This window comes from Labilibaculum sp. (assembly GCF_963664555.1).
GTDB lineage: Bacteria > Bacteroidota > Bacteroidia > Bacteroidales > Marinifilaceae > Labilibaculum.
On the sequence record NZ_OY761461.1, the window covers coordinates 3,563,049 to 3,589,588 of the forward strand.

A 26,540-nucleotide genomic window follows, 5' to 3' on the forward strand; every position below is an offset into this window, starting at 1 on the left:
CATATGATGCCAACTTAAGTTTATTTACTGCCAGCAAAAGACGCACTCAAAAAAACAAAGAGGCAGAAATTTAATTTTTCTGCCTCTTTGTGTATTTTAAAACTCCTTATCGATTGCGGTGAATCAAATTGTAGTCAACAATTAGTGTTTTAAAAAACTCGAGAGGCTGCATTTCTGTCTTGATTCCCAGTTTTTCCATCACATTTTTTCGTGCCCGCAACCCAAATTGCAGCTTTTCAACCGGATCTTCCATGCTCTCAATCTGAGCAATCACCTTTTTAAACAAAGGCAGGTCCTTTTCGTTGATATTTCGCGACTCAGGAAAAACCAGTTCATAATTTTCAGGAATATCAACCAAAATTGTATTTTCAATCGACACTTTTCGCTTTATTCTTATTACAGTCGTTTTTGCTAAAATATCGCCCAGGCGTTGTCCTTTTTCTCCCAGCACAATACACAAAATACCGCAAATACCATAGGTCAACGAAACATCAACCAATCGAAACATCCAGCGAATCAAATAATTTAAAAAAGTGGGTGCTGATCCGTCAACAGTGCTCACTTTAATTTTCATGATTTTTTTTCCCGGAGTCTGACCGTTCATAAAAACCTCAAATATCAAGGAGTAAAACATTAAGGGGACTAAAAAAAACAAGATCCAAACTGCATCTTTTCCTATTAAGCCAATTACAAGCAGCAAAAGCATATAGATCACAAAAAAGAATAATAAATCGAGCAAAGAGGCAGATATCCTTTCTCCAATACTTGCCAATTGAAAATTAATGCGAACATTTTGAGTTGTTTCTATTCCTATATCTGCCATTTGCTATTGAATTTTGTGAACCCGAATATACCTATCATAAGAAAATAAAAGAAATAATCGAATAATTATTTTCATCATTTAAAATCATTTTACTGACTTACTGCCAGTTAGTAAATCCACCAAGCATTTAAACTTAATCTGATATTTGTAATTTTCCTTAATTACAATAACTTTAGCATTGTTTTATAGAAATCCCCTAAATGAAAGAAGTAGTTTTTCTGGATCGTAATAGTAAAAAATGGATAGAATTTGAAAATCTTCTTGCTGATGAATCCCATAACGATCCTGATTCCATTGCCAATTTATACATCCAATTAACGGATGATCTTTCCTATGCACAAACCTTTTACCCAAATTCATCTACTACTGAATATCTCAATCAATTAAGTGTGAGTGTTCATCAACAAATTTATAAAAACCAAAAAGCACAAAAGGGAAAATTCAAGCAGTTTTGGACTACAGATTTGCCTTTAATTCTTTTCCAAACACGAAAACAATTACTTTATTCTTTACTAATATTTCTTACCGCTGCTCTTTTGGGTGTAGTATCGACAATTAATGATCAGTCTTTTGTACGCGCTATTCTTGGAGATAACTACGTAAATATGACCATTGACAACATAAAAAAAGGAGATCCAATGGCCGTTTACAAACAGGAAGGGCAAACAGAAATGTTTCTAGGAATTACCATCAATAACATTAAAGTCTCCTTTATGGCTTTTGTTTTTGGGATACTTACTGCTTTCGGAAGCGGATACATTCTTTTTAATAATGGAATTATGCTGGGAAGCTTCACTTATTTCTTTGTTGAAAATGGTTTGTTCTGGGAGAGCACCCGGGTAATATGGATACATGGAACGCTTGAAATTTCTGCCATTATTATCTCTGGAGCGGCAGGAATTGTAATGGGAAACAGTATTGTTTTCCCTGGCACCCTGCCTCGCAAAACATCCATGCAAATTGGAGTTCGCAAAGGCATTAAAATTGTAATTGGAATTATACCTATGTTTATTGTTGCCGGCTTTTTAGAAGGCTATGTAACCCGACATACCGAAATGCCAATGTGGCTAAGTTGGATCATTATCATCTGTTCCCTGCTATTCGTAATTTGGTATTTTATTGTTAATCCTAAAACCACATATCAAAAACTAAGCAATTCATAAAAACCAATTAATTTAAAAAAATGACAGATAATAAGTTACAACTCGAAAAAAATCGTGACTTTGGAGAACTTTTCAACGACACCTTCCTTTTTATAAAGTACAATTTTAAAAATTTACTAAAAGGAATCATCTACTTTGTAATTCCGTTTACTTTGCTTCAGGGAATTGCCCTTGGAGTCATCCAATACGAAACTCTTTCCTCTTTATCCTTCGGTGATAAAATAAATGTATTCTCATCGGGTTCGGTACTTACGGCAACAATGTTTAGTTACCTTTTTATGTTACTGGCCTATTCTTTTGCTATGGCATTTGTATTTCAGTATATGAAATTATACAAATCTTCGGATAGTGAAATAGTTGATCTGAAGCAGGTTTGGAACGCAATGCTTGGAGTAACCCCTAAAATCTTTTTGACAATTATTTCTATTGGGATTATTTCCGGAATTGGATTTGTTCTATTGGTTGTTCCCGGCATTTACTTAATGATTTGTTTTAGTCTTGTTATTCCAATCATTATTTTCGAAGGCGATTCGATTGGCGAAGCTCTAAACAACTGTTTTGCATTGATAAAAAATAACTGGTGGAGAACATTTGTTTTTCTTATTGTGATTGCCATGCTGGCCGCTTGTCTGCAATTTGTTTTTCAACTGCCAATGTTAATTTATCAAACAATAGCTACTTTTCATGTCGTTCAAGAAGGTGCTATGCAAAGCAATCAAAGTATAATGATTCTCTTTTCAATTATACAAACCGCTGGTGCATCGCTAATGCAACTGATTCCTATTACCGGGATTGGAATAATGTACTTTAGTCTGGTTGAGCAAAAACAAAATCCTGCATTACTAAAAGAGTTGGAAAGCGTTGGAGCTAATGAATAAAAAAACACTTGCAATACTATTTACAGGCTGGTTTCAATTATTTATTGGAACCAGCCAAATTTTAGCACAGGAAACTTTCCGCTCCGATACCATCATAACAGATACCGGACAAGTTCAATTGTGGGAAAAATCCATCCCAAAAGAACGTATTGAAAATTACCGTAAACAAAGCGATTTCAATTACGATTTTACCAATGTAAAACAAGAAAGTGTGTGGGATCGTTTCACTCAGTGGATCAGAAATTGGTTAAATTTCATGATCAAAGGACTGGGAGTCATTTGGTTTCTGAGATACCTTATTCTTGCCGGGCTTGTTATCATTTTAATTGCGCTGATTTACAAAAGCAAATTTACCGGCTTGTTTCGTTCCCAACAGGAAATTACATCTCTGGAGTTTAGTGATACTGCGAACCCGACAAAAATTAATTGGGAGCAAAAAATTAATGAAGCATTTCTTCAAAAAGAATATCGGTTAGCTTTGCGTTATCACTTTTTATCCCTGTTAAAAAATTTAAGTCAGCACCATTTAATAAGCTGGAAATCGGAAAAAACCAATTACGATTACATCCGGGAGATAAAACAGGATAAAATAAAAGCAGATTTTATTGAATTAAGCAAATTGTATGAAGCCGTTTGGTATGGCGATTTCCCCATAACCAAAACAGATTATGACCAAATTAATAACGAATTTGGCCGGTTGAATCTCCTTCTTCCGCAAGTAAAAGAATTCGCATCATGAGAATAAATATCCCCAAAAATGCACTTCCCGTAATTGGAATTCTAATCATTCTTATATTGATGGAACTTTTTGCGCCTCAGCCAATCGACTGGACAAAAAGTTTTAATGAGGATGACAAACGACCGTTTGGTTGTTTTCTACTGAAGGAATTGATACAAAAGGATTTATTTCCTGATCAGGAATTTAAAATCAGCAGCAATGCTATCTGTAACTATCCGGAGACTGATAGCCTCGAAACAAAAAAGAATTACATTTTTGTGACCAATGATTTTTCGCCTCAGGCATGGGAAATTAATGCAATTATGAATTTGGCTAAAAATGGAAATCAAGTATTTATTGCAAGTTCAAATTTAGGAAAAGCCTTTTCAGATTCTTTGCATGTGCATATCGAAAGTGATATTCAGTTTTCCGAATTGGTGGCGGCAAAAGAAAAATCTCAAAATTTCGAAAATCCAGATTTACAGGAAAAATCGAAGTATAAATACCCAAAAGCATTTGACAATTCAACAATAACCAAATTTAATAAAGACAGTGTAATTGTTCTGGGGCGCGATCATCAAAGAAAAATTCAGTTGTTGAAAGTTCCCTATGGAAAAGGCAATTTCTTAATTAGCTGTCAGCCATTAGCCTTTACCAATTACAATGCAGTACAAAATGAGAATGCAAATTATATTGCAGGAGTATTCAGCTATTTACCTCCCAATCCGATAGTGTGGGATGAATATTACAAACCTCTTAGAGCTTTGCGCTCCACAAGTCCAATCATTTTTCTGCTTTCGAGTCCTCCATTGAAAATGGCCTACTACCTTTTGCTCGCCTGCTTACTTCTTGTTCTTATTTTTCAAGGCAAACGTCAGCAAAAAATGATTCCCGTTCTAAAACCATTGCCCAATACCTCTCTTGAATTTATTAAAACAATGGGCCGGTTGTATTACAACCGTAAAAATCACAAAGACATTGCTCTAAAGAAAATTAAATACCTGAAAGAATTTTGTAAGAGCCGCTATCATATCGATTTAAACATTGATACTTTACATGAAACAAGTAAGCGTTCGGGAATTTCCTTAAAAACCCTTGAAATTCTTCTTAATCAAGCAGATAAAATAACTAATTCTCAGAACATATCACAGGAGACACTGGAAGATTTACACTCAAAAGTGGAATACATTTATAAATCCGGCAAATAAAATAAACCCTACAATGGAAAACAAACTGCAATTTAAAAACCGCATAGATTTGGAAGAGCTTAATCATCTGATTGGCCAAATTAAATATGAAATTAAAAAAGTAATTATCGGTCAGGAGAAAAATATCGACCTGCTGTTGGTCGGATTGTTTGCTAAAGGCCACGTTTTAATTGAAGGTGTTCCAGGAATAGCAAAAACCCTATCTGCCAAACTGCTCGCCAAATCAATTTCCTCCGGTTTTTCACGCATTCAATTTACCCCCGATTTAATGCCATCCGATGTTTTGGGAACTACCATATTCAACTTAAGCACATCAAAATTTGAGTTTAACAAAGGTCCTATTTTTTCTAATATTATATTGATAGATGAAATTAACCGGGCTTCAGCAAAAACACAATCAGCACTTTTCGAAGTGATGGAAGAAGCTCAGATTAGTATTGATGGAACCACTCATAAAATGGATCAGCCATTTTGGGTAATTGCAACACAAAACCCTATCGAGCAAGAAGGAACTTACCGTTTGCCGGAAGCGCAGCTGGATCGTTTTCTGATGAAAATAGAATTTACTTATCCTGATGAACAGGAAGAACTTGAAATTCTGGCGACAAAAAATGCAAGAAAAGGTAAAAATGAAACATTTGAAATAACTGAGGTATTAAATTCAGAACAAATTAATCTATTGCGTCAGCAGGTTCAGGAAATATACATTGAGGAGAACCTTCAGAAGTATATTGTTCAAATTGTTCAAAGCACAAGAAATCATCCTGGAATTATTCTGGGAGCTTCGCCAAGAGCATCGGTTGCAGTAATGATGGCTGCAAAAGCTCTTTCAGCTATCAGAGGCAGAGATTTTGTTACTCCGGATGATATTAAAGAGGTGGCAATTCCCGCTTTGCACCACAGACTAATACTAACTCCTGAAAAGGAAATGGAAGGCGTGCTTCCGAAGCAAATCATTGCGCAAATTATGGAAGGAATTGAAATTCCACGATAGCAAATCCGAACCAATCCGTTCAGAAAAAAATCAATGTTCCCAATACTAATGAACTACCATTAATGAAATTCATTAAATCAATATATCTAAAACCAAAATTTTACTGGATACTGGTAATTGTGGCTGTAATCTCCATTCTCGGGCATTTTATTCCATTTCTATTTCCAGCAGCCCGGCTTCTCTTGCTTTTATTTTTGGTATGTCTGGCTTTGGATATCTTTATTCTCTACCGAGAGAAAAAAGGAATAACTGCATCGCGAAAGTGTCCTGAGAAACTATCAAACGGAGATGAGAATACCATTTTAATACTGATAGAAAATAATTATTCGTTATCCACACAAACAGATGTTATTGATGAGTTGCCGGTTCAGTTTCAAAAAAGGGATTTTCTTTATTCTTTTCAACTAAAACCCGGTGAAGAAAAGCAAATAAATTACGAAGTAAGACCCACAGCAAGAGGTGAATATCATTTTGGTTTTTTGAATGTTTTTGTTGCTTCCTTTTTAGGGCTCATAAAAAGAAGATACAAAATAGAGGCAGAACAAATGCTTCCTTGTTATCCATCGTTTATGCAAATGCGTCAATACGAATTATTGGCCATTTCGAATCGTTTGAGCGATTATGGTGTGAAACGGATACGACGAATCGGGCACCAAATGGAATTCGACCAAATCCGGGAATATGTAAAAGGTGATGATTACAGAACCATTAACTGGAAAGCTACTGCCCGTAAATCGCAAATAATGGTGAACCAGTATCAGGATGAAAAGTCACAACCTGTTTACTGTCTTATTGATACCGGCCGATCGATGAAAATGCCCTTTGATGGTTTAACTCTTCTTGATTATGCAATTAATACAAGTCTGGTTATTTCAAATACTGCTGTAATTAAACATGATAAAGCCGGAGTAATTTGTTTTGGGAAGAATATCAATGCCCACGTTCCCGCTGATGGAAGAAGAACTCAGATCAGGAAAATAATGGAGGTTCTCTACAACCAGAAAACCAATTATCCTGAACCCAATTATGAATTATTACACAACTCTGCCCGACGATTGCTTAGAAACAGAAGTTTACTAATTCTCTTCACCAACTTTGAAAGTCTTGATTCAATGAAACGTCAACTACCTTATTTACAAGGATTGGCAAAAGATCATTTGTTAATTCTTGTGTTTTTTACGAACACCGAGATCAAAGAAATTACTAAAAAACCTGCCAAAAGCATAGAAGATATTTATATTAAAACCATAGGCGAAAAATTTATTTACGACAAAAAATTAATCGCAAAAGAATTGGAAAAATATGGAATTCATGCGATATTGAGCAAGCCTAAAGATTTAACTACCAACACACTCAATAAATATCTCGAATTTAAGTCAAGAGGATTGATCTAAATAGATTATTCAATTGAAGTATCAGAAATAAAATAAACGAATCATGAAACACATTTATCTCTTTCTTGTATTTATTCTAATACTAACAGGTTGTACAAATGCTCAGAATCCTAAAGTTGAAATTACAACGACACTAGGAAAAATCGAATTGGAAATTTTCAATGACAAAGCACCAGTTACAGCTACATATTTTTTGGAGAATGTAAAAAACAATGTCTTTCAGGATGCTTTCTTCTACCGTGTGGTTAGAATGGATAACCAACCTAATAATAACATTAAAATTGAAGTTATTCAAGGCGGATTGTACTTTGATTCTATTGTTGATACGAAGCCCACAATTGCTCATGAAACAACAAAAGAAACCGGTATTTTACATACCAATGGCGTTATTTCCATGGCAAGAAATCAGCCGGGATCGGCCTCAACAGAATTCTTTATTTGCATTGGAGATCAACCCAATTTAGATTTTGAAGGAATGCGTAATCCGGACGGACAAGGTTTTGCCACATTTGGAAAAGTGACAAAAGGAATGGATGTAGTCAAATTAATTCAACAACAAAAAGATAATGCACAAATGCTGGTTGAACGAATCAGTATTTTATCCATCATCCAAAAATAGTTGACTTAGATAAGCTGAAGTAATTCCCTGATGTTTTGAATCTCATTTACACCTGCATTTTGTAATTCTTCATCACTCACTAATTCGTGCTCCCAGGTTGTATGAAATGGTACATAAACAGCCTTGCCACCAAGGTTCAATACGGGAATTATATCCGATTTTAAAGAATTTCCTACCATTAGAAACTCATTTACAGGAATATCAAGATGTTGAATCAGCTTTTTGTAATCCTCCTCTTTCTTATCGCTCATCACTTCGATATGATGAAAATATTTTAGCAGGCCTGACTTTTTCAATTTCCTTTCCTGATCGAGTAAATCACCTTTGGTAGCAACAATCAACCTGTATTTTCCCTGAAGGCTTTCCAGCACCTCGACAACACCATCCAATAATTCAATGGACTTATTCATCTGCTGTTTTCCCAATTCAATAATTGCCTGAATTTTTTCTGAACTAATATTTCCTTTTGTGATTTTCAAACTTGTTTCTATCATCGATAGAATAAAAGCCTTTGTACCATATCCATACAAAGGTATGTTGCCAATCTCCGTTGCAAATAATTCTTCGGTGACCTCCTCAAGGCTCATTCCATTTTTCATCAGATTACAAAACGCCATTTCAGATTCTCTGAAATAGGGTTCATTCACCCAAAGGGTATCATCTGCATCAAATGCAATCACTTTTATTCCATTCATGTTTATTTTTTTTGTTACAGCAAAGCTGCAAAAAGACATTAAGAATACAAAAACTGAACTGCAAAAACGAACAAAATAATTGCAAAAATAAAATCAGCCACTCATCAAAATACATACAACCAACTCATAACCAATTAAATTTGATTATATTTTAGTATTTCCGTAATTTGAAAATGCATATTCTCAGAAAGCGCATAACCTATGGAAAAACGTATGTTGTTTCAAGACAATCCTTCGCAATTTTATCTTATTGCGGCCAGAATTATCGGATTCCTGATTACAGGTGTCTTCATGCTGTTTATGGTACCTGAATTTATTGCCTTATTAAGTAAGGAAACAGCCAACAATGAAGGATGGATATTAATATTTTATCTCCTTTCAATTGCCTATGGCTGTAGCTTTCTAATCTCTTTCTGGAAAGTTGGACTGGGTGGATTACTACTCGTAATCAGCAGTGTTTTAATCACACTTTATGCATTTATCGATTCCAATAGCTGGATCGTTTTACTTCTGTTTATTCCTCTTTCGTTCTCAGGGATTTTATTTCTGATTTATTGGAGAAAAAAACAAATCAGCTAAAGAGCAATGTCCCTCCTACTTTACCATGGATTTTTTAACCTTTTTTACCGAAATAATATTCTTCTGATTCAATGGAAGAGTATTATCCCAGCGATAGGCAACAAAAACACCATCATTGGCAATACAACCATCCACGCAGCACAAATTATTACGAACAATACCTGCTTTATCTCCCAAACAATAATGTCCGAAAAATACAGGATATTCGTCTTCGGAATAAAGTGGAATATCAAAGTAGAGTTGAGATGGAATGGTGTATTGGGGTAAGTGAAATCTATTTCCAAATGAAATCTCTTCAAAACTTTTCCCATTCATTGGCTCCCACCATTTAATCCGATAAGCTGAACGTTTAAAACCATAATCATCTTTCAAAACCAAATTATCAGGAAAAGCAAACTCTCTGCCTTTTAACAAAAGCATGGTCGCGTCGAATACTTTACCTCTTTCAAAATTTATTTTTCTTAAAAACTCCTTACTCAAGCAATTTTCCGGATTTTCTTTCTTCAGAAGTTCAATAGCTTCCTGATCCCAGCAAGCATGAACAACACGAAATCCATCCAACTCAATATATAATGGCAAAGACCGTAACCATTTCAAGTAAGATTTTCGTTTCACCTTATCTAATTTGAACTCTTCGTAAGTCTTTTTTATTTGTGTTTTGTTCTTCAGATTATGCCCTCTTAAAAAAAGACCATCACTGTCTTTGGTATAAAAAGTAAGTACATTCAGTTCGTGATTTCCCACTATAGCATAGGCATTACCTGCAGTAACCATTTCACGGATAATTCGGAGTGTCTCAAAAATATGGGGTCCCCGATCTACATAATCTCCAACAAAAACAGCTTTTCTTTCAGGATGAAAATATCCTTCCTTTCCTTCAATGTAGTCAAGACTATGCAACATATGTTTCAATGTTGCAGCTTCACCATGAATATCTCCAATAATATCGTACACGCTAATCTTTATTTTTTATTCAAATCAAAAATATAAAAAAATCCTGAAAACAAATTCTCAGGATTAAAATCATATCAGTCAATAAAGAGGCAAACCTCTTACAAGTTAAACAAATCATTAACAACAATCTTTTTCTTGGCTTTTTTATCTCCACTGTAGAAAAACTCATTTGTTTTGCGATTGTAGGAATAATCATTTTTCCAGTCTTCGAAATTCTCAACAATTTTCTCCAAACTATCAATAAAAAACAAAACCTCTTTATTCGCTGTTGTAGGATGCAGAGACCAACGCACCCATCCTGGCTTGTGAGTTAAATCGCCTGAAGTAATTTCACTTGTAATAGCATCTGATTGCTCCTGACTCACCTCCAACAGATAATGTCCATAGGTTCCTGCACACGCACAGCCACCTCTTACTTGAATTCCAAAACGGTCATTCAACAGTTTCACCAATAGGTTGTAATGAATGTACTCAACGTAAAAAGACAATATTCCCAAACGGGATTTAATATTCTCGGCAAGTACATGTACATCTTTTACTGCTTTTAAACGCTCAAACGCCAAATCGAGAAGCTCTTCTTCTCTTGCCGCAATATTTTTAGTTCCCATCTGATTTTTCACTTCAATTGCCAAAGCAATTCGAATCGACTGCAGAAATCCAGGTGTTCCACCATCCTCACGGGCTTCAATACTATCAACATATTTGTATTTTCCCCATGGATTGGTCCAATCTACTGTTCCTCCTCCCGGATTATCCGGAACCTCATTTTTATATAGCTTCGAATCAAAAATCATTACTCCGGAAGAACCCGGACCACCTAAAAATTTATGAGGAGAGAAGAAAATCCCATCCAATTTTTCCAATTCATCTTCAGGATGCATGTTGATATCAACGTAAGGTGCTGAAGCCGCAAAATCAATAAAACAAATTCCACCAAATTCATGCATTAATTTAGCCATTTGATGAAATGGAGTCGCAATACCGGTTACATTCGAACAGGCAGTAAAGGATCCAATTTTCATTTTACGCTCCTTGTATTTCTCCAACTGATTTCTCAACTCGTTCAAATCAATGGTCAAATCATTCGCCGGAGGAATCACAACCACATCAACATTGGTTTCGTACCATGAAGTTTGATTGGAGTGATGCTCCATGTGAGTAATAAAAACAACTGGTTTTTCTCTTTCTTTTTGACAAGCGTGCCGGCCTAAAATCCCACAACCTTTCAAGCCTAAGATCCTTTGCAGCTTATTAATAACTGCAGTCATTCCGAAACCAGCATGAATAATTACATCATCAGGACCAGCATTTACATGCTTTTTAATCAACTCTTGAGCCCGGCGATACGATTGAGTCATTAAGGTACCTGTTTCGTTAGTTTCGGTATGTGTGTTTGCCACATATGGCCCAAATTCTTTGGCTATTTTCTTTTCGATAGGTGCATATAAGCGACCGCTTGCAATCCAATCGCCGTAAACAATTTTTTGCTTTCCGAATGGGGAATAAAAACCAGCATCGTGACCGATCGTATTTTTACGAAACTTCTTAAAATATTTTTCCAGATTACTCATTTAGATTAGGCTTATGTATGTTATTGTTGTTTGTGTCGCAATTTATTAATTATCCTTTCTTTAAGGACAACTAAAATCCTCTTATGGGTGAAATATTATCAAAAAAAATATTCATTAATTTCATTCAGTAAAACGCGTGTGAAATTAGATATTCTTCAAATGAAAATCAAGGAGTTTTTGCAGGTTTTTAGCTATTTAGATATTCAAGTAGTTGTACTGAAATACATTTACAATTTTTTAATACATACAACTTGTTTAGAACAGGCTAATCAGCTATTTTTGAAACTCGTTAAAATCAAGTGCATTCTTACAATATAAAAGTAAATGAAAACTATCATACAACTCTTTGAGAACAGCGTTGATCTATTTGGTGAAAATCCTTTCCTGTGGGAGAAAACCAATTCAGAATATCAATCTGTTAGTTACCAGTCACTATACGAAGAAGTGCTGCTTTTTGCCGCTGGTTTATGTTCATTAGGGATTCAAAAAGCAGATCGAATCGGGCTTCTTTCTGAAGGTAGAAATGCATGGGTGCTGTCGGAGCTTGGGATTTTATTTTCCGGTGCAGTAAATGTTCCTTTATCGGTAAAGTTAGATGCTCAAAATGAACTGAAATTTCGATTGAATCATTCCGAAGCCCGTATGCTTGTTGTTTCAAAAAATCATCTCGAGAAAATCAGATTGATTAAAGACCAGTTGGAAAGTATTGAAACCATAATTGTTCTAGATGAAAATACTGAGCTTCAAGAGAAGGAAATTTCACTTTCTCAACTCCTAAAAATGGGTGAAGAGTTATCTGAAAATGATAAATCCAAACTTAAAGAGATTCAAAAAAACATTGAGGCAGATGATGATGCAAACATCTCTTACACTTCAGGAACCACAGCTGATCCGAAAGGTATTATTCTTACACACAACAACTACGCGAGTAATGTGTATCAGGCATCGAACCTGATGGAAATTCCTGCCAACTTTAAAACCTTATTGATACTCCCCTGGGATCATTCATTTGCACACACAGCGGGAATTTACAGTTTCATGCTTAAAGGAGCTTCGATTGCTGCTGTTCAGCAAGGTAAATCGCCTATGGAAGCATTAAAGAACATCCCCAATAATATAAAAGAAATTAAGCCTGACATTATATTGAGTGTTCCTGCTTTGGCTAAAAACTTTAAAAAAAATATCGAAAAAGGAATAAAAGCCAAAGGCCCTAAGGTTGAGAAACTTTTTAATAAAGCTCTTGAAGTAGCCTACAAATACAATGATGCCGGCTGGAACAAAGGAAAAGGAACACGTATGTTTCTAAAGCCATTATACATGTTCTATGACAAAATACTTTTCTCGAAAGTGAGAGAGAATTTTGGTGGCAACTTAAAATTCTTTGTTGGCGGAGGTGCTCTTTTAGACATTGAACTGCAACGCTTTTTTTATGCTATTGGAATCCCTATGTATCAAGGGTATGGATTATCCGAAGCATCCCCTATTATTTCTTCCAATGCTCACCACAATCATAAATTAGGATCATCAGGTTTCATTGTTCCCAATATGGATTTAAAAATCTGCGACGACAATGGCAATGCACTTCCCGCTGGAGAAAAAGGCGAAATTGTGATCAAAGGTGGTAATGTAATGAAAGGCTACTGGAAAAACGAGAGAGCATCTGCAGAATCTCTTCGTGATGGCTGGTTACATACCGGCGATATGGGTTATGTAGATCAGGATGGATTTCTTTATGTTTTAGGTCGTTTCAAATCTCTTTTGATTGCCAATGATGGTGAAAAATTTAGCCCCGAAGGGATTGAAGAAGCATTTGTGGATCAATCACCATTACTTGATCAGTGTTTACTTTATAACAACCAAAATCCTTATACCATTGCACTGGTGGTTCCCAATAAAGGAGCTGTTCTGGCTCGATTAAAACCACTCCAGCTTACTTTAGAGTCGGAGGAAGGACAAACAGCAGCTTTGGAATTAATACAAAATGAGCTAAATGAGTATCGTCCGGGAGGAAAGCACGAAGACATGTTTCCTCACAGATGGCTGCCAACAGCAATTGGAATTTTACCCGAAGCTTTTACCGAAGAAAATAAGTTGCTAAACTCTACTATGAAAGTGGTTCGCGACAGAGTAATTGGCTTTTTTAAAGAACATGTTGATTTTCTTTATACCCCGGATGGAAAAGACTTATTTAATTCCAGAAACAAAGAAAACCTCAGGGATTTTTAAAAACAACACGACTATAAATTAATATCAAATTAACTATTTAAACTCATTACGAATAATATTTAATTAGTAGATTTGGTAAAATTTAAACAAAATAAAATGTTACACACCAAGATCAACTTGAAACAAATTTTTGCCATTGCATTACTGCTGATTTCCTTTAACAGCATCGCTCAACCCAGCAAAAGAGATTCTTACAAGAGTAAAGCGCCCAAATATATTTTCTATTTTATAGGCGATGGTATGGGCTTATCGCAAACCAATGCGGCAGAAGCCTATTTGGGATCTTTGGAAAACGGTAACGGCATTAAAAAATTACAGTTAAGTACTCTTCCTAATCAAGGATTTTATACCACCTACGCACTCAACCGATTCATTACAGGTTCTGCTGCTGCAGGTACTGCATTGGCTACCGGACATAAAACTACAATTAATACCATTTCGATGGATGCACAGAGATTGCATCCGTTAAAAACCATTGCTGAAATGGCAAAAGAAAAAGGCTATAAAGTTGGAATTGTATCATCGGTTTCTATCGATCATGCTACGCCTGCAACTTTTTATGCTCATCAGCCTTCCCGAAATATGTATTATAAAATTAGTCTGGATTTAAGTAAAAGTGGATTCAACTATTTTGCTGGTGGTGGATTTAAACACCCCGAAGGCGATGGTAAAACAGACGAGAAAAATTCCCTGTCGAATTTTGGAATGGGAGCAAATGAAGATATTGAAGATAAAGAGCCAAACTCCATAAAAGTTGCTGAATTAAAAGGATATACTTTTGTAAATACGATTCAGGATTTTAAAATGCTGAAAAATGGAGATGATAAAATTATTGCGATTGCCCCAAATCTAGGTGGAGGTTCTGCTCTTCCCTATTCTATAGATCAGAAAAACGGGGATGATATCTCATTGGCCGAATTCACCGAAAAAGGCATCCATCTTTTAGACAATCCCAATGGATTTTTCATGATGATTGAAGGAGGGAAAATAGACTGGGCCAGTCATGCCAATGATGCCGCTACCGTAATAAAGGAAGTGCTGCAATTCGATAAGGCTGTGGCAACAGCCATGGAATTTTATAATAAGCATCCGAAAGAAACATTAATTCTTGTTTGTGGTGATCACGAAACAGGAGGTTTGGCGCTGGGATTTGCCGGCAGCCATTACGACTCATCTTTTGGTTTGCTGCAACATCAAAATATATCCTACGAGGCTTTTTCGGATAAAATAGCTTTGTATAAAAAAGAACATACCGATAACTACAGCATTGCAGATGGTTTAGAACTGGCAAAAGAACATTTTGGCTTGGGCGATGCATCAAAAGGCCTTCAATTATCGCCATATGAAAACCAGCAATTGAAAGATGCATTTGAAAAAAGCATGACCTATGATGCTAAAATGACAAAGAATGATCAGTTCTATTTGTTATATGGAAGTTACGATCCATTTACCGTAACTGCTTGTCATATTTTATCGCATAAGGCAGGTATTGGCTGGACTTCTTATTCTCACACAGCTTCACCAATACCTATTCGCTCAATTGGTACCGGAGCAAGTTTATTTACTGGTTTTTTTGACAATACTGACATTCCGAAAAACCTGATGAAACTGATTGAAAACAAATAAAATCTGATATATATCTAGAACGCCCTGCAGTAATGTAGGGCGTTTTTATCAAGTCGAAAAGTCCTTGGTCATTTCCCCTTTCAACCATTCAAGACTCCTCAAGAATTTCAACTTTTCTATACCTTTACAACTATGTTCAAATTCCAGCTTCCTCAAAAATCAGATCTTATATTGGTTGGTTTGCTTCTCATTTTAAGTACGGCAATACTATATCTTCCAACAGGATTTTCTGAAAATAACTATGAAAATTCAGAACGTGTGAAAGCCTTGGTTTTAGCTACAGATAATTCTCTTGTTGTAGAAACCGGAATTCTAAAAACCGGATCCCAAACTGTTCAGATAAAAATATTAAACGGAAAATTTAAAGGAAAAGAACTGACTGCCTTTAATCAATTGATCGGAAGAATGGAATTCGACAAATATTTTTTCCCCGGTGATAAAACACTCACGGTTCTTAATTTTAATCAGGATAAATCTGAAATAATCAGCGCCAATGTAATCGATCATTACAGAATTAATTTGGAAGCTTTCTTACTTGGATTATTTGTTCTATTCCTGATTTCATTTGCAGGATGGACCGGTGTAAAGGCAATGCTTTCGTTTCTTTTTGCCGGAATCACTATTTGGAAATTACTATTGCCCGGCTTACTTAAAGGTTATGCCCCAATCCCTCTCTCGCTGGGTATCGTTGCTTTACTTACCTCTGTAATCATCTTTTTGGTAGCCGGAACCAATAGAAAAGGGCTTGTGGCCTTTTTCGGTGCCATGAGTGGTATCGCTGTTACCTGTATCATGGCCATACTCTTTGGAAAACTATTCAATATTCATGGTGCCATTAAACCATTCTCGGAAACATTGCTCTATTCAGGCTATTCCTACCTAAATCTTACTGAAATTTTTCTAGCCGGGATTTTTATCTCCTCATCCGGAGCAGTAATGGATATCTCGATGGACATTGCCGCTTCGCAAGCTGAGGTGTACCTGCAAAACAACAGCATTACAGCCAAACAGTTACGAAAATCAGGTTTCTCGGTAGGAAAAGCTGTTGTAGGAACAATGACAACAACCCTGCTTCTTGCATATTCAGGCGGATTTTCAGCTTTATTAATGGTATTTATTGCACAAGGAACCCCAATGATCAATATCCTGAACCTAAATTACGTCTCAGGTGAAATACTGCACACATTGGTCGGTAGTTTTGGATTGATACTGGTTGCTCCTTTTACTGCAATTATTGGTGCATGGGTGTTTACAAGAAAAAAGAGAGGGCACTAAAGCTACTTACATATCCTTCGCAAAAAAACCGAGACTTAATTCCACGCTGAACTTTTCCTAAAAATCGAAAGGAACTTTTATTCGAAATAAATTGCCAAATTTTATTCAATTAAAAATTCAACATATCCAATTAATGGAAAAGAATACCTGTTAGCCTTACCCATTCTAAATTTATTCTTTCCGAAAAATCAAGGCTGGGTATTAGTCTTAAATCCCTACTTTGCGCCTTCATTAAAACCGTTCGAGAAAGGAGCAGTATCCTACTCAAATATATTCGCCTAATATTTCATCTTATGAGTATCCAAATTGTAGAAGTCCTGAATCAGCGTCAACGCAAAACCTTTGTAAACTTTCCAATTAAGCTGTATAAGGATAATCAATTTTGGGTTCCTCCTTTTAAGGCAGGCGAACTGGAACTCTTACTGCCCGAAAAGAATCCTGCTTTTGATTTTTGCAAGGCTAAATTTTGGCTGGCTTACCAAAATGGAAAAATCGTAGGACGAATTGGTGCCATTGTGAACCAACTTTGTATCGAAAAACAAAGTGAGAAAATTGGCCGGATTACACGAATGGAGTTTGTTGACAGCCATGAAGTTTCCGAAAAACTCTTTGAAACCGCAGAAGAATGGCTGAAAAACCAAGGAATGATTGGTGTAAACGGACCGCTGGGATTTTCGAACTTAGATCATGCTGGTTTGTTGATTGAAGGACACGAATGGCTTCCTTCCATGGCTTCCGATTATCATTTTGCCTACTATCAAAATCATTTCGAAAGATTGGCTTATGCAAAGGAAATTGATTGGTTGGAATTTAGAATCAACCTACCGGAAGAAACCCCGGAGAAAGCAAGCCGTGTTGCCGAACTAATCCAAAAAAGATATGGTTTGCAAACCGTAAACTTCACAACAAAAAAAGAGCTGGAACCTTACAAAGAAAAAATATTTAAGGTTTTTAACGATGCCTTTTCCGATTTGTTTGGCTCTATTAAACTCCCCGAAAAGTTAATCCGTTTCTACATTTCAAAATACTTTCCCATCCTGAATCCCCGATACGTTAAAATCATTTTAAACAAAGAAGATAAATTGGTTGGATTCATTATTGCTTTGCCTTCCTTATCGAAAGCCCTGCAAAAAGCCAAGGGCAAATTATTACCATTCGGATGGTGGCATCTTAAAAAGGCACTCGAACACCCTACCGAAATGGATTTAATGCTGACTGGTGTAGATCACGACTGCCAAAAACTGGGATTCGTATCCATATTGATGAATGAATTGCTAAAAACATCAAATAGTGACGGACTAAAATTTGCTGAAACAACCGGAATGCTCGAAAACAATCATGTAGCTATTCAACTTTGGAAATCATTCGATCACATTCAGCACAAACGCAAACGCTGCTACCGCAAAATGTTTTAAGTCCATAATAAAGAGAGACAACCAGCAAAGGAAAAAAAATGCATTTTACTATTGAGAACAACAGTATACGAATAGGTATTTTAAATAACATCAGCAATATTCCATAAAGTATGTAAGTAAAGTTATTCTGATTTTTTCTTCGATGAAAAAACATACAAAAAATCGTAGAAAACATCCTTAAATACTTTGTGCTCTTTGTGGGAATTTTTATCGCTTACCTGATGCTTACTTTAAAAGTTAGTTTAGAATATATCTTTCAACCACTTCGGCCACACCATGATCGTTATTCGAAGCAACAATAACATCGGCACATCCTCGAAGCTCTGGCGTTACATTATCTACCCAAACACCCAAACCGGCATATTCAACCATAGTTAAATCGTTGCCCGCATTACCAACAGCAATAATTTCCTCCTGACGGATACCTAACTTCTCAGCCAATCGGGCAATACTTGCGGCCTTATCAATTCCTTGCGGCATCACTTCCAAAAAGAAAGGTTTCGAAATGGCAACACTCTTATTTGGTTTTTCATGCTTCAATTTCGCTTCCACCGTTTTCAGGTATTCCGGCTCTTCCAATAGAATGCATTTCACGGCCGGTTCAGTTACAGCAGTCTTAAAGCAATCTACCTTATTAAATTTCATCTGCGTAAGCTGAACCTCTACATCGATATATTTCGAAGTGGTTTCGCTAATGATACTATCGGCAGTATAGGTGATAATATCAACATTATTCGCCAGGCTGAAATCATACAAACCATGAATTTGCTCCTTGCTTAATCTCTGCTCGAAAATGCTTTTTTGCTGGCTAAGATCCGTAATAATTGCCCCGTTATAAGAGATGATATACGATCCGTACTTTTTCAAATCAAGCTCTTCCGCATAGCGAAGCATAGCTGCTGTTGGCCGGCCCGATGCCAAAACAACATAAATACCTTTCTCCTGTGCCTTCATCAGCATCTCCTTGTTTCTATCTGATATGCTGTGATCGTCGCACAAAAGCGTATCGTCCAAATCGAGGACTAACATTTTATATTTCATCTCTAACTATTTTCACCATCTCTTCATCGTAACTCCTCCATCCCCCTCACAAGATGACTTTCTAACCAGAGATATTTTAAAATTAAGCTTGCGAAAATAGAAACAATTATTGAATTCTCACAATGCTCACTATTAATTTAATAGTAAGATTAAACTGATAGCATCAGATTCCAAAAATCCAAAACTAGTAGCTATTTCTTTTGTCTAACAATTCGCAGTTTCACAGGCCTTTCAATAATATTCATTAAATTCGGCTCCTATTAGCAATAAAAACAATAACTGATGAATAATTTAGCTGCATTAAACAAGCAATCGACCAAACAGGAAGTTCTAGATGAGCTTGTAAAATTATTTACACCCTATGCGCGTAACCTTTTGGGTTCGGGAGCTGATTTTAGCTACATGAACATGTATGCCGATAATTTTCGTGATCAGATACTAAGTCAGACCAGCCTTTCGGAATATGATGTTTATACGATTTTAAACGAAGCTTGTGATCTTAGCTGGAGAAACCAAGTGAAGCAATAAAAAAGCGAAGTTGCGGACTTCGCTTTAAGTATGCATATATGTTACTGAAATTCTTCAATTTTTAAAAATCCTAAGTTTGATCTGATCTTAGAACCATTTTTTTTTCCTTTGAAATAGGTAAATGGGATGATAAAAACTTAGAATTAAAGCCAAAACAGTAATTTGAACGCGTTGCTGTAAAATTGAACGTTTCCTCTTCGGCATTGAGCAATTTGAAGACAAATAATGCTATACAAAAAACGACTTTGTATGTGAGTCAGAACTGAAATTGGAGGTTCCGGCTATACTGTTACCTCCCTTCCCACTCCTGATAAAACTGATTAAGATACTCCTGCATAAAAGCATGGCGTTTTTCGGCCATCGCTTTACCTGCATTTGTGTTCATTCTATCTTTTAACAAAAGTAATTTTTCGTAAAAGTGATTGATGGTTGGAGCATCACTATTCTTATATTCCTCTTTGCTCATATTTAGGTTGGGAGAAATGCCTGGGTTGTATATTTCGCGGTTTTTGTGTCCGCCATAGTTAAAGGTTCGGGCAATGCCTATGGCGCCAATGGCATCCATTCGGTCGGCATCCTGCACCACATCCAACTCCAGAGTTTTGAATTTTTGTGCTTCCTTGCCCCCTTTAAACGAGATGTTGTTAATGATATTCTCTACATGAAAAATAGTTTCCTCATCAACCAAGAGGGAAGTAAGAAATTCTCTGGCCAAACGTGGACCAATTTCCTCATCGCCACCATGAAATTTAGAATCGGCAATGTCGTGAAGCAAAGCACCCAGCTCTACCACAAACAAATCTACCTTTTCTGTCTTAGCTAACTCTTTTGACGATTTCCACACCCGGTAAATGTGCCACCAATCGTGCCCTCCTTCGGCATTGGCAAGCGTTTGTTTTACGAATTCAACTGTTTGAACAATTATACTTTCCTTATTCATCATTATCTATTTATCAGCTTCAATTATCTTCCTATGCATTTTACTCTTTCAGGCCACCGACCATTCTCGAAACAATTCCTTTTTGTTTTGTGAATTCTTCAAGTAAGACTCCTGCCAAATGAATTGCGATAAAAGGAATCAAGTAATAATTAGAAAGTACATGTATCCCTTCCATTGATTTTTTCAAACTTTTCGGACCCCATTCTATAAAAATTCCGGTAACTAATGAAATCAAAACACATACATAAAAAATGATGTACGTCCATTTTTGAATTTTCTCTTTTACTGATAAATTTTTATCCTGTGGATTTTGAATTTTCATTTGTCCAAAAAATGGAATCGTGAAACGAACCGCAAATAACCCAACCAATACATAACCAATGTACAAATGCCAATTCCACATTGGCTGTCGTATTTGTTTTGCTAAACGAATGAGCTGGTCATGCGATAAAGACAGATCAATACTCACCAAATAATTTTGTATAATATCTGCCACATTATTTTTATTCAACCAAGTTGATCTCAAAAATATAGTGGCTAACAACAGCAAAAAAGAAACTGCTATTGCCCAATGAATAATTCGGTAAATTTTAGAATATTCTTTATTTTCCATGGTATTTTTTTTATGATATTCGTATTACAGCCCTACATTTTAATCAATTTATTAACTGGTTTTGGGCTTCAACTTGTTCTTCAATTATCTTTCGACAAAGATTTTTCGCAAATTCCTCATCCTGATACAACTCATGTTCCTGATCCGGAATCAAATTAAGATCCAACTCCAAATCCCGAAACCACTCCACGTCAGGCTTGTATCGATCGTTGGCTCCGAAATAAAGGACACACTTACAGTCCGGCTTTTCCTTTTCGTACCTTAACCGAGTTGATGATATGGCATAAAGGGTGGAAATATTAAGGCCTTTCAACCCGGCTTTCCAGGCAATTACTCCTCCTATACTAAAGGCAAGAACAATAATGGTCTCTTTCTCCTGCAGGCCAAGTTTGTACACTCCACGATCAATTCCTCCATTCACAAACCGGGCATGAAGCCGCCCTTCCGTATTATCCGACAAATCAAGATCAACCAATTTACGGGAATCGAAGTATTCTATTTCGAAGCATGGGTTCAATATCTTTTGATAAGAATGCATCCATCCCGCTTCTTCAAATCCCCACAAATCAGATAATATGATAAGTCTTTTCTTCATGTTGCAGTTAATTTTTGCAGTAGCTGAAGATAAGGAAAATTGTATTCTGGAAGTAAGGAAAAAGTTTAAAAATAAAGCTCATTTTACTGCTGTATTTCGCAATGTTTTAAAAATTCCTCAACTTTGCTTTTCTTAAACCAGCCTTATGCTCGATAAAAAACTGCAAATTTCAAACAAGCCAGCACCTGATCAATTGCTCTTAAAAGAACAAATTGAAGCTTTACGGAAAGAATTGGAATTCATCGAGCAAAAAACAATTGCTTTTGAAACCCTGTTGCGTACCAGTTTGGCTGATGTATTAATTGAGGAGCAAGAATTGAGGATTATCTATAAAAAATTAAAGCAAGCCAAAAAGGAAAAAAGGCTGGAACAAAAAAAGCGCGGTAAGAATTACAAAGAACCGATCGGAATTAAACCTATCAGCACGACTGCAGTAAACAAAACTTCAAACAAGGAGGAACAAAAGGAAATTAAGCGCCTGTATCGGGAAGCTATGCTTCATGTTCATCCCGATAAATTTTCGATGAACGAAGAGAAAATTGATCTCGCAACGGAAATAACCAGCCAGCTAATTGATATTTACAAATCGGGTAACCTGCATGAACTTCAACAATACCATGCGCATATTTTTAGTGGCAATGCTCTCAATCAGGAAATTAAAGTTCTTCCTAAGGGAATAAAAATAATCGCTCAGAATTCTTATCTGAAAAAAGAAAAAGAACATTTGGAAGAATTGTTGCTTACTGCAAAAAACAGACATACTTACAAAGTATTGACTGAATATTCTGATCCGCTCCTTTTTGTTGAAGAATTGAAGGTTTACTATGCCGATAAAATTGCAAAATTAAGGAAGCGTACCAGGAAGGCCGTCTGGAAATGAAAAATCCCAACAGAACAATATCGTCCTATTGGGATTTCCCTTCAAATCTCATTCTATGCAGACACGCCATGGCATGTCCCTGCAGTTAAAAAATTAATAACCGATTCCAGCAGCCATAATGTTGTTCGGATCGAAAGCATGGCATGGTGTTACGCCGTGCACCATATCGCATTTCGGACAATGTCCTTCAAATTCTTCCATCGTGAAGGTTTCCTTACAACCATGGCATTCAATATCCAAAGGCATTGGCATTAATTGCTGTGCAAAACCCATCATTCTTACTTTGTCAACTACTTGTTGTCCGTTCTCGAAACTTCCTGCGCATCCGTCATGCATAATTTTATCCTCCTGTTTTTTCAGATCTGAGATTGGAGATTTGAGATCTGAGATCCCGTCCAATTTCAACATCTTATTTTATATTTTTAATTCTTATTCAATATTATCAGTAAACGAAATGATTATTGTAAATCATCTCAAATCTCCTTTAAAATCCAATGTCTTCCTTTTTAATGATTTCACCATTACGAAGTCTTGTTCTCATGTTTTGAACCACAGCATCCATACGCTCCAAATCAACCAATAGCATTCTCTCCTCATCACTGGTTTCGATCACTTTATGAATTCCACCATTTTTTATTACGATTCTTTTGTCGCCCATTAAGGCCAAAATAGGATCATGAGTAGCCATTAAAACAATTTTTTCTTCGCCAATCAGCAAGTCAAGTGCTTTTTTACGGTCGATACCGGCATTCTCAATCTCATCAATCAAAATAATCGGCGACTTACTCAAAATAGCAGTATCAGCAATCATTAATGCTCTCGATTGTCCGCCACTCAAACTTGTAATAGGAGTGGTTAACTCAAACTTTTCTCCGGCAAGCTTATTTGCTTCTTCAATTATCTTGGCAATAAGACCTTCAACATCCTCAACCAATCTACTTTGTGCATGTAATTCTAAAAACTCATAAACAGATAAATCCATTACAAAGTTCATATTCTGCGAAAGCTGTGCAACCAATTTATGTCCTGAACTTACCCGCCATTTTTTGTCTCCCATTTCTTCATTCACCAAAATGGTTCGTGAAGTCGGAGTATCATTTTGTGCTACCCATTCAATATCAGCAAGCAATCTACTTTTACCCGATCCGGTTGGTCCAACAATACAAACAATCTCGCTTTTGCTGATCTTTAATTCTCTAAACTTCTCTGCTTCACCAGATTTATTGGTTCCGGGAAGAATGGTAATGCTATGAACTCCGTCATCTACATCTTCACCCAAAAACTCCAACATTTGTGAAATATAAATAGTCATCGAATTCAAAAGCTGATCTCTATCAATGGCTCTGTTTTCCGCCTCTTCCTCATCATCTAAAAACTTCAGATAATCGATTAACTTTTCGTTGATCTGTCCATTAACCTGCAATGTATTTTCTTCGAAAAACCCCGGGAGAAATGGATATTGCTCGAATAAATCGGCAATTGTTTTTTGTTGTATATCTTGAACTGTGATCATGTTTCTGCTTTTGTAATTGTTATATCGCTTTCAACAAGCCTCTTCCCTTAAAAAAGGAGCAAGTCCTTATTTTGCTTTCGCATCTTCGAATCGATATCTTCCCTTTCAGAGGAAGTGCCGACAGGCGAAGGGGTGGACTCAACTTGGCGCTTTCAGCTATTACTACTTTACTTTTCGCCCTTCTTGTCGCTCATATCTATCTTTCTCACATTACCCATTTGGTAACTTTCTCCAATTCTGGTTTCGCCCAAACAGTATGAACAAAGTGCTGATGGCATTGAGAATCGTAATTTTTCACCCACCAAAGTCTTTATTTCAACTTTCTCATCGTAAAGCAAAGTGCTTAATTCATAAGCTCCCTGACCCGTTAAACCATTTATGTGCATAATACTTGCTCCAGGATTCACCTGATTTACTCTCGATGCAAACACTTCTCTTTCAGCCTGTGATACAATATCACCTTTTGTAATAATCACGATATCGGAACTCTTTAACATCGGACCAATTTTCTTTGGGGTGTTAATTCCACTTAAGTTATCGATAACACAAACAGCTGTAATACTTTTTACATAGGGCGAACAACGGTTACACAATCCGGCACTTTCCGTGATCAGTAAATCGAGTCCTTCCTTAATTCCCCATTGGGTTACCTCTTCAATATTACTTACAAAATAATGATCCGGACAAAGTGAACCTGACAATCCCTTTTTCACCTTCACGCCAGCCTTTTCATACAAAATATCATCATCGGTATAAAGGCAGTCAAATTTTACCACACCAACTTCTAATCCTCGCTTCTTTAACGAATCAATAGTCTTTAAAATCACTGCTGTTTTTCCTGATGATGGAGGTCCTGAAACTGTAACTAAGTTCATATCTGATTATTTTAAAATCTGCAATTTTAGTAATACTACTTCTGAGGCATATAATTCAACGGTCCCAAATTAGCAAACGATTCATCCTGTATGGACTTATTAAAAATGCGCTCACATTTCTTTATTAAAGCACCAATATCGTTACTGTTAATGTAATCCCAACCCAACCACATAAATTTATTCTCTGCAGGTAATCGATTATCCACCTCAGGATTAATACTTGGAAACAAACCTTGATGTGAAAGAATCTCTCCTACCACTTTCGAGGCAAAGAAATCAATAACAGGCTGCGTTTTCTCCAATTTATCTTTCTTGGTCAACATGAAAATCGGACTAATAATAGCTCCGTCTTCGGGCCAAACAGCAACCATTGGACCGCCAACTTTCACCATTTTTGTAAAAAAATAAGGCATAATTGTTATTGCAGGGCGAACGTTCTTTTTGGTGTGGGATTTCACCATTTGTGCAGGATGCATACTCTCCAATAAACAAGCTCCTAAGCCTCTTACTCCTACTTCTCCGTACGCTTTATAAATGTGTAACAGCATTGAGTTGAACAAATCAAAATCGCTGATTGGCAAACTTACGCTGCGCTTAAATTCCGGCTTGAAAATATCTGCCCATGTGCGGGGCACTGATCGATCTCCTAATTCCGCCGTGTTTACCAAAAAAACGGCAGGCACTACACCAATCATAGAATAATGTCCCTGCGGATCTTTCAATGAAATCTCATCATTATCAAAATCTTTATTCAATCTCCCGAAACCAGTACTGTCTTTAAAAACCCCTTGCTTTTTAAATTTCCCCATCAATTTATCATCGAAGAATAAATCAAAACCGGCAGAAATAAATACATCCGCTAAATTATCGGTGTTTTCCTGATTAATCACATCATCAATTAACCAATCCAATCCCATCGAAGCTGCTTTCAAGTCATATACAATTTCATTTTCATGCTCCTTCTCATACTCTTCAATGAAAGCATCAATCCCTTCCACCAAAGGAATTCGAACCGGACAAGGCAACAAACCCTGAACATGAATTGAGTCCTCTTTTTGCTCTTTGCTGTTTTGATTCAAGTCACCATCAACCTGATTTCTTGCAGAATCAATACTTTCTATCAACAAGGCAGAAAAAGTATCCACATTTAATTTCTTCATTTTTAAAGCCAATTCCAAAGAAAGAGATTTACCAAAGGTTGTTCTCTTCTCTTCATCCTCTAACTGTTTGAATCCATTTGAAACAAAAATTTTAATTGTCTCAGGGTATTTTGTACAAATATCAAACAAACTATCCGTGGTCTTAAAATACTGATTCTCCATTTTGTAACAGAATTTAAATAATTTCCTGATACAAATATAAAACAGTCCAATTCAGAAAACTGTAACCAATGTTACACATCTAAAAAATAGACGCT

The 26,540-nt window shown here is 36.2% G+C and carries 26 protein-coding genes; 14 read left to right on the forward strand and 12 right to left on the reverse strand.

From position 1 onward, the window contains the following. Positions 1-106 precede the first annotated feature (106 nt). Positions 107-823 carry an RDD family protein gene (locus ACKU4N_RS14185; protein WP_321317355.1) on the reverse strand — a complete coding sequence of 239 codons (717 nt, stop codon included), beginning with the start codon at positions 821-823 and terminating at the stop codon, positions 107-109. A gap of 200 nt (positions 824-1,023) precedes the next feature. Between ACKU4N_RS14185 and ACKU4N_RS14190 the strand changes: the two genes are divergently transcribed. The 7 genes from ACKU4N_RS14190 (at position 1,024) to ACKU4N_RS14220 (ending at position 7,797) form a co-directional block, all read left to right on the forward strand. After that, on the forward strand, positions 1,024-1,986 hold the full coding sequence (locus ACKU4N_RS14190; protein WP_321317357.1) for a stage II sporulation protein M: 963 nt from the start codon (positions 1,024-1,026) through the stop codon (positions 1,984-1,986). Between the two features lie 20 nt (positions 1,987-2,006). After that, positions 2,007-2,864: a glycerophosphoryl diester phosphodiesterase membrane domain-containing protein gene (locus ACKU4N_RS14195; RefSeq protein WP_321317359.1), complete on the forward strand. Its 858-nt coding sequence runs from the start codon at positions 2,007-2,009 to the stop codon at positions 2,862-2,864. Then, the gene (locus tag ACKU4N_RS14200; protein WP_321317361.1) at positions 2,857-3,603 is read left to right on the forward strand and encodes a DUF4129 domain-containing protein; all 747 of its coding nucleotides are present in this window, start codon (positions 2,857-2,859) and stop codon (positions 3,601-3,603) included. The genes ACKU4N_RS14195 and ACKU4N_RS14200 overlap by 8 nt, the downstream gene beginning before the upstream one ends. Continuing rightward, positions 3,600-4,790: a DUF4350 domain-containing protein gene (locus ACKU4N_RS14205; protein WP_321317363.1), complete on the forward strand. Its 1,191-nt coding sequence runs from the start codon at positions 3,600-3,602 to the stop codon at positions 4,788-4,790. The genes ACKU4N_RS14200 and ACKU4N_RS14205 overlap by 4 nt, the downstream gene beginning before the upstream one ends. Before the next feature lie 13 nt (positions 4,791-4,803). Further along, complete coding sequence (locus tag ACKU4N_RS14210) at positions 4,804-5,784, forward strand: AAA family ATPase (RefSeq protein ID WP_321317366.1); 981 nt, start codon at positions 4,804-4,806, stop codon at positions 5,782-5,784. A gap of 62 nt (positions 5,785-5,846) precedes the next feature. Continuing rightward, the gene (locus ACKU4N_RS14215) at positions 5,847-7,178 is read left to right on the forward strand and encodes a DUF58 domain-containing protein (protein ID WP_321317368.1); all 1,332 of its coding nucleotides are present in this window, start codon (positions 5,847-5,849) and stop codon (positions 7,176-7,178) included. A 43-nt stretch (positions 7,179-7,221) separates the two neighbouring features. After that, positions 7,222-7,797: a peptidylprolyl isomerase gene (locus tag ACKU4N_RS14220; protein WP_321317370.1), complete on the forward strand. Its 576-nt coding sequence runs from the start codon at positions 7,222-7,224 to the stop codon at positions 7,795-7,797. 5 nt (positions 7,798-7,802) lie between these two features. On the opposite strand, the gene ACKU4N_RS14225 is transcribed toward ACKU4N_RS14220, so the two are convergent. Further along, positions 7,803-8,492, reverse strand: a complete 690-nt coding sequence (locus tag ACKU4N_RS14225; protein ID WP_321317372.1) for an HAD family hydrolase — start codon at positions 8,490-8,492, stop codon at positions 7,803-7,805. Positions 8,493-8,693: 201 nt separating this feature from the next. Here ACKU4N_RS14225 and ACKU4N_RS14230 point away from each other — a divergent pair, with 201 nt between their 5' ends. Next, on the forward strand, positions 8,694-9,071 hold the full coding sequence (locus tag ACKU4N_RS14230; RefSeq protein ID WP_321317374.1) for a DUF7670 domain-containing protein: 378 nt from the start codon (positions 8,694-8,696) through the stop codon (positions 9,069-9,071). A 15-nt stretch (positions 9,072-9,086) separates the two neighbouring features. Here the strand turns inward: ACKU4N_RS14230 and ACKU4N_RS14235 are convergent, their stop codons facing one another. Both ACKU4N_RS14235 and ACKU4N_RS14240 read right to left on the reverse strand, forming a co-directional pair. Further along, complete coding sequence (locus ACKU4N_RS14235; RefSeq protein ID WP_321317376.1) at positions 9,087-10,025, reverse strand: metallophosphoesterase; 939 nt, start codon at positions 10,023-10,025, stop codon at positions 9,087-9,089. A gap of 98 nt (positions 10,026-10,123) precedes the next feature. Then, positions 10,124-11,596 carry an aminotransferase class V-fold PLP-dependent enzyme gene (locus tag ACKU4N_RS14240; RefSeq protein ID WP_321317378.1) on the reverse strand — a complete coding sequence of 491 codons (1,473 nt, stop codon included), beginning with the start codon at positions 11,594-11,596 and terminating at the stop codon, positions 10,124-10,126. A gap of 324 nt (positions 11,597-11,920) precedes the next feature. Here ACKU4N_RS14240 and ACKU4N_RS14245 point away from each other — a divergent pair, with 324 nt between their 5' ends. From ACKU4N_RS14245 to ACKU4N_RS14260, 4 genes are all read left to right on the forward strand, one after another. After that, complete coding sequence (locus ACKU4N_RS14245; protein WP_321317380.1) at positions 11,921-13,822, forward strand: AMP-dependent synthetase/ligase; 1,902 nt, start codon at positions 11,921-11,923, stop codon at positions 13,820-13,822. 96 nt (positions 13,823-13,918) lie between these two features. Continuing rightward, positions 13,919-15,448, forward strand: a complete 1,530-nt coding sequence (locus ACKU4N_RS14250; RefSeq protein WP_321317382.1) for an alkaline phosphatase — start codon at positions 13,919-13,921, stop codon at positions 15,446-15,448. A gap of 132 nt (positions 15,449-15,580) precedes the next feature. Next, a complete protein-coding gene (locus ACKU4N_RS14255; RefSeq protein WP_321317384.1) occupies positions 15,581-16,723 on the forward strand; it encodes a YibE/F family protein in 1,143 nt (380 codons plus the stop codon). A gap of 293 nt (positions 16,724-17,016) precedes the next feature. Next, positions 17,017-18,138: a hypothetical protein gene (locus tag ACKU4N_RS14260; RefSeq protein WP_321317386.1), complete on the forward strand. Its 1,122-nt coding sequence runs from the start codon at positions 17,017-17,019 to the stop codon at positions 18,136-18,138. A gap of 237 nt (positions 18,139-18,375) precedes the next feature. Here ACKU4N_RS14260 and ACKU4N_RS14265 read toward each other — a convergent pair whose 3' ends face one another. Next, positions 18,376-19,179 carry a Cof-type HAD-IIB family hydrolase gene (locus tag ACKU4N_RS14265; protein ID WP_321317388.1) on the reverse strand — a complete coding sequence of 268 codons (804 nt, stop codon included), beginning with the start codon at positions 19,177-19,179 and terminating at the stop codon, positions 18,376-18,378. A gap of 282 nt (positions 19,180-19,461) precedes the next feature. Between ACKU4N_RS14265 and ACKU4N_RS14270 the strand changes: the two genes are divergently transcribed. Continuing rightward, on the forward strand, positions 19,462-19,707 hold the full coding sequence (locus tag ACKU4N_RS14270; RefSeq protein WP_321317390.1) for a hypothetical protein: 246 nt from the start codon (positions 19,462-19,464) through the stop codon (positions 19,705-19,707). A gap of 289 nt (positions 19,708-19,996) precedes the next feature. Here ACKU4N_RS14270 and ACKU4N_RS14275 read toward each other — a convergent pair whose 3' ends face one another. The 3 genes from ACKU4N_RS14275 to ACKU4N_RS14285 are packed head-to-tail and all read right to left on the reverse strand — an operon-like array spanning position 19,997 to position 21,855. Beyond that, positions 19,997-20,650 (reverse strand): HD domain-containing protein, encoded by a 654-nt coding sequence (locus ACKU4N_RS14275; protein WP_321317392.1) that lies wholly within the window; start codon positions 20,648-20,650, stop codon positions 19,997-19,999. Positions 20,651-20,687: 37 nt separating this feature from the next. Next, positions 20,688-21,260, reverse strand: a complete 573-nt coding sequence (locus tag ACKU4N_RS14280; RefSeq protein ID WP_321317394.1) for a cytochrome b/b6 domain-containing protein — start codon at positions 21,258-21,260, stop codon at positions 20,688-20,690. A gap of 43 nt (positions 21,261-21,303) precedes the next feature. Beyond that, positions 21,304-21,855, reverse strand: a complete 552-nt coding sequence (locus ACKU4N_RS14285; protein ID WP_321317395.1) for a hypothetical protein — start codon at positions 21,853-21,855, stop codon at positions 21,304-21,306. A 145-nt stretch (positions 21,856-22,000) separates the two neighbouring features. On the opposite strand from ACKU4N_RS14285, the gene ACKU4N_RS14290 reads away from it, so the two are divergent. Next, positions 22,001-22,735 (forward strand): hypothetical protein, encoded by a 735-nt coding sequence (locus ACKU4N_RS14290; RefSeq protein ID WP_321317397.1) that lies wholly within the window; start codon positions 22,001-22,003, stop codon positions 22,733-22,735. Positions 22,736-22,828: 93 nt separating this feature from the next. Here ACKU4N_RS14290 and ACKU4N_RS14295 read toward each other — a convergent pair whose 3' ends face one another. The 4 genes from ACKU4N_RS14295 to ACKU4N_RS14310 form a co-directional block, all read right to left on the reverse strand. Continuing rightward, a complete protein-coding gene (locus tag ACKU4N_RS14295; protein WP_321317399.1) occupies positions 22,829-23,143 on the reverse strand; it encodes a hypothetical protein in 315 nt (104 codons plus the stop codon). A 76-nt stretch (positions 23,144-23,219) separates the two neighbouring features. Beyond that, positions 23,220-24,248 carry an ATP-binding cassette domain-containing protein gene (locus ACKU4N_RS14300; protein WP_321317401.1) on the reverse strand — a complete coding sequence of 343 codons (1,029 nt, stop codon included), beginning with the start codon at positions 24,246-24,248 and terminating at the stop codon, positions 23,220-23,222. A 167-nt stretch (positions 24,249-24,415) separates the two neighbouring features. After that, positions 24,416-25,123, reverse strand: a complete 708-nt coding sequence (locus ACKU4N_RS14305; protein WP_124992964.1) for a GTP-binding protein — start codon at positions 25,121-25,123, stop codon at positions 24,416-24,418. Between the two features lie 35 nt (positions 25,124-25,158). Next, a complete protein-coding gene (locus tag ACKU4N_RS14310; RefSeq protein ID WP_321317405.1) occupies positions 25,159-26,445 on the reverse strand; it encodes an ABC transporter substrate-binding protein in 1,287 nt (428 codons plus the stop codon). Between the last annotated feature and the right edge of the window lie 95 nt (positions 26,446-26,540).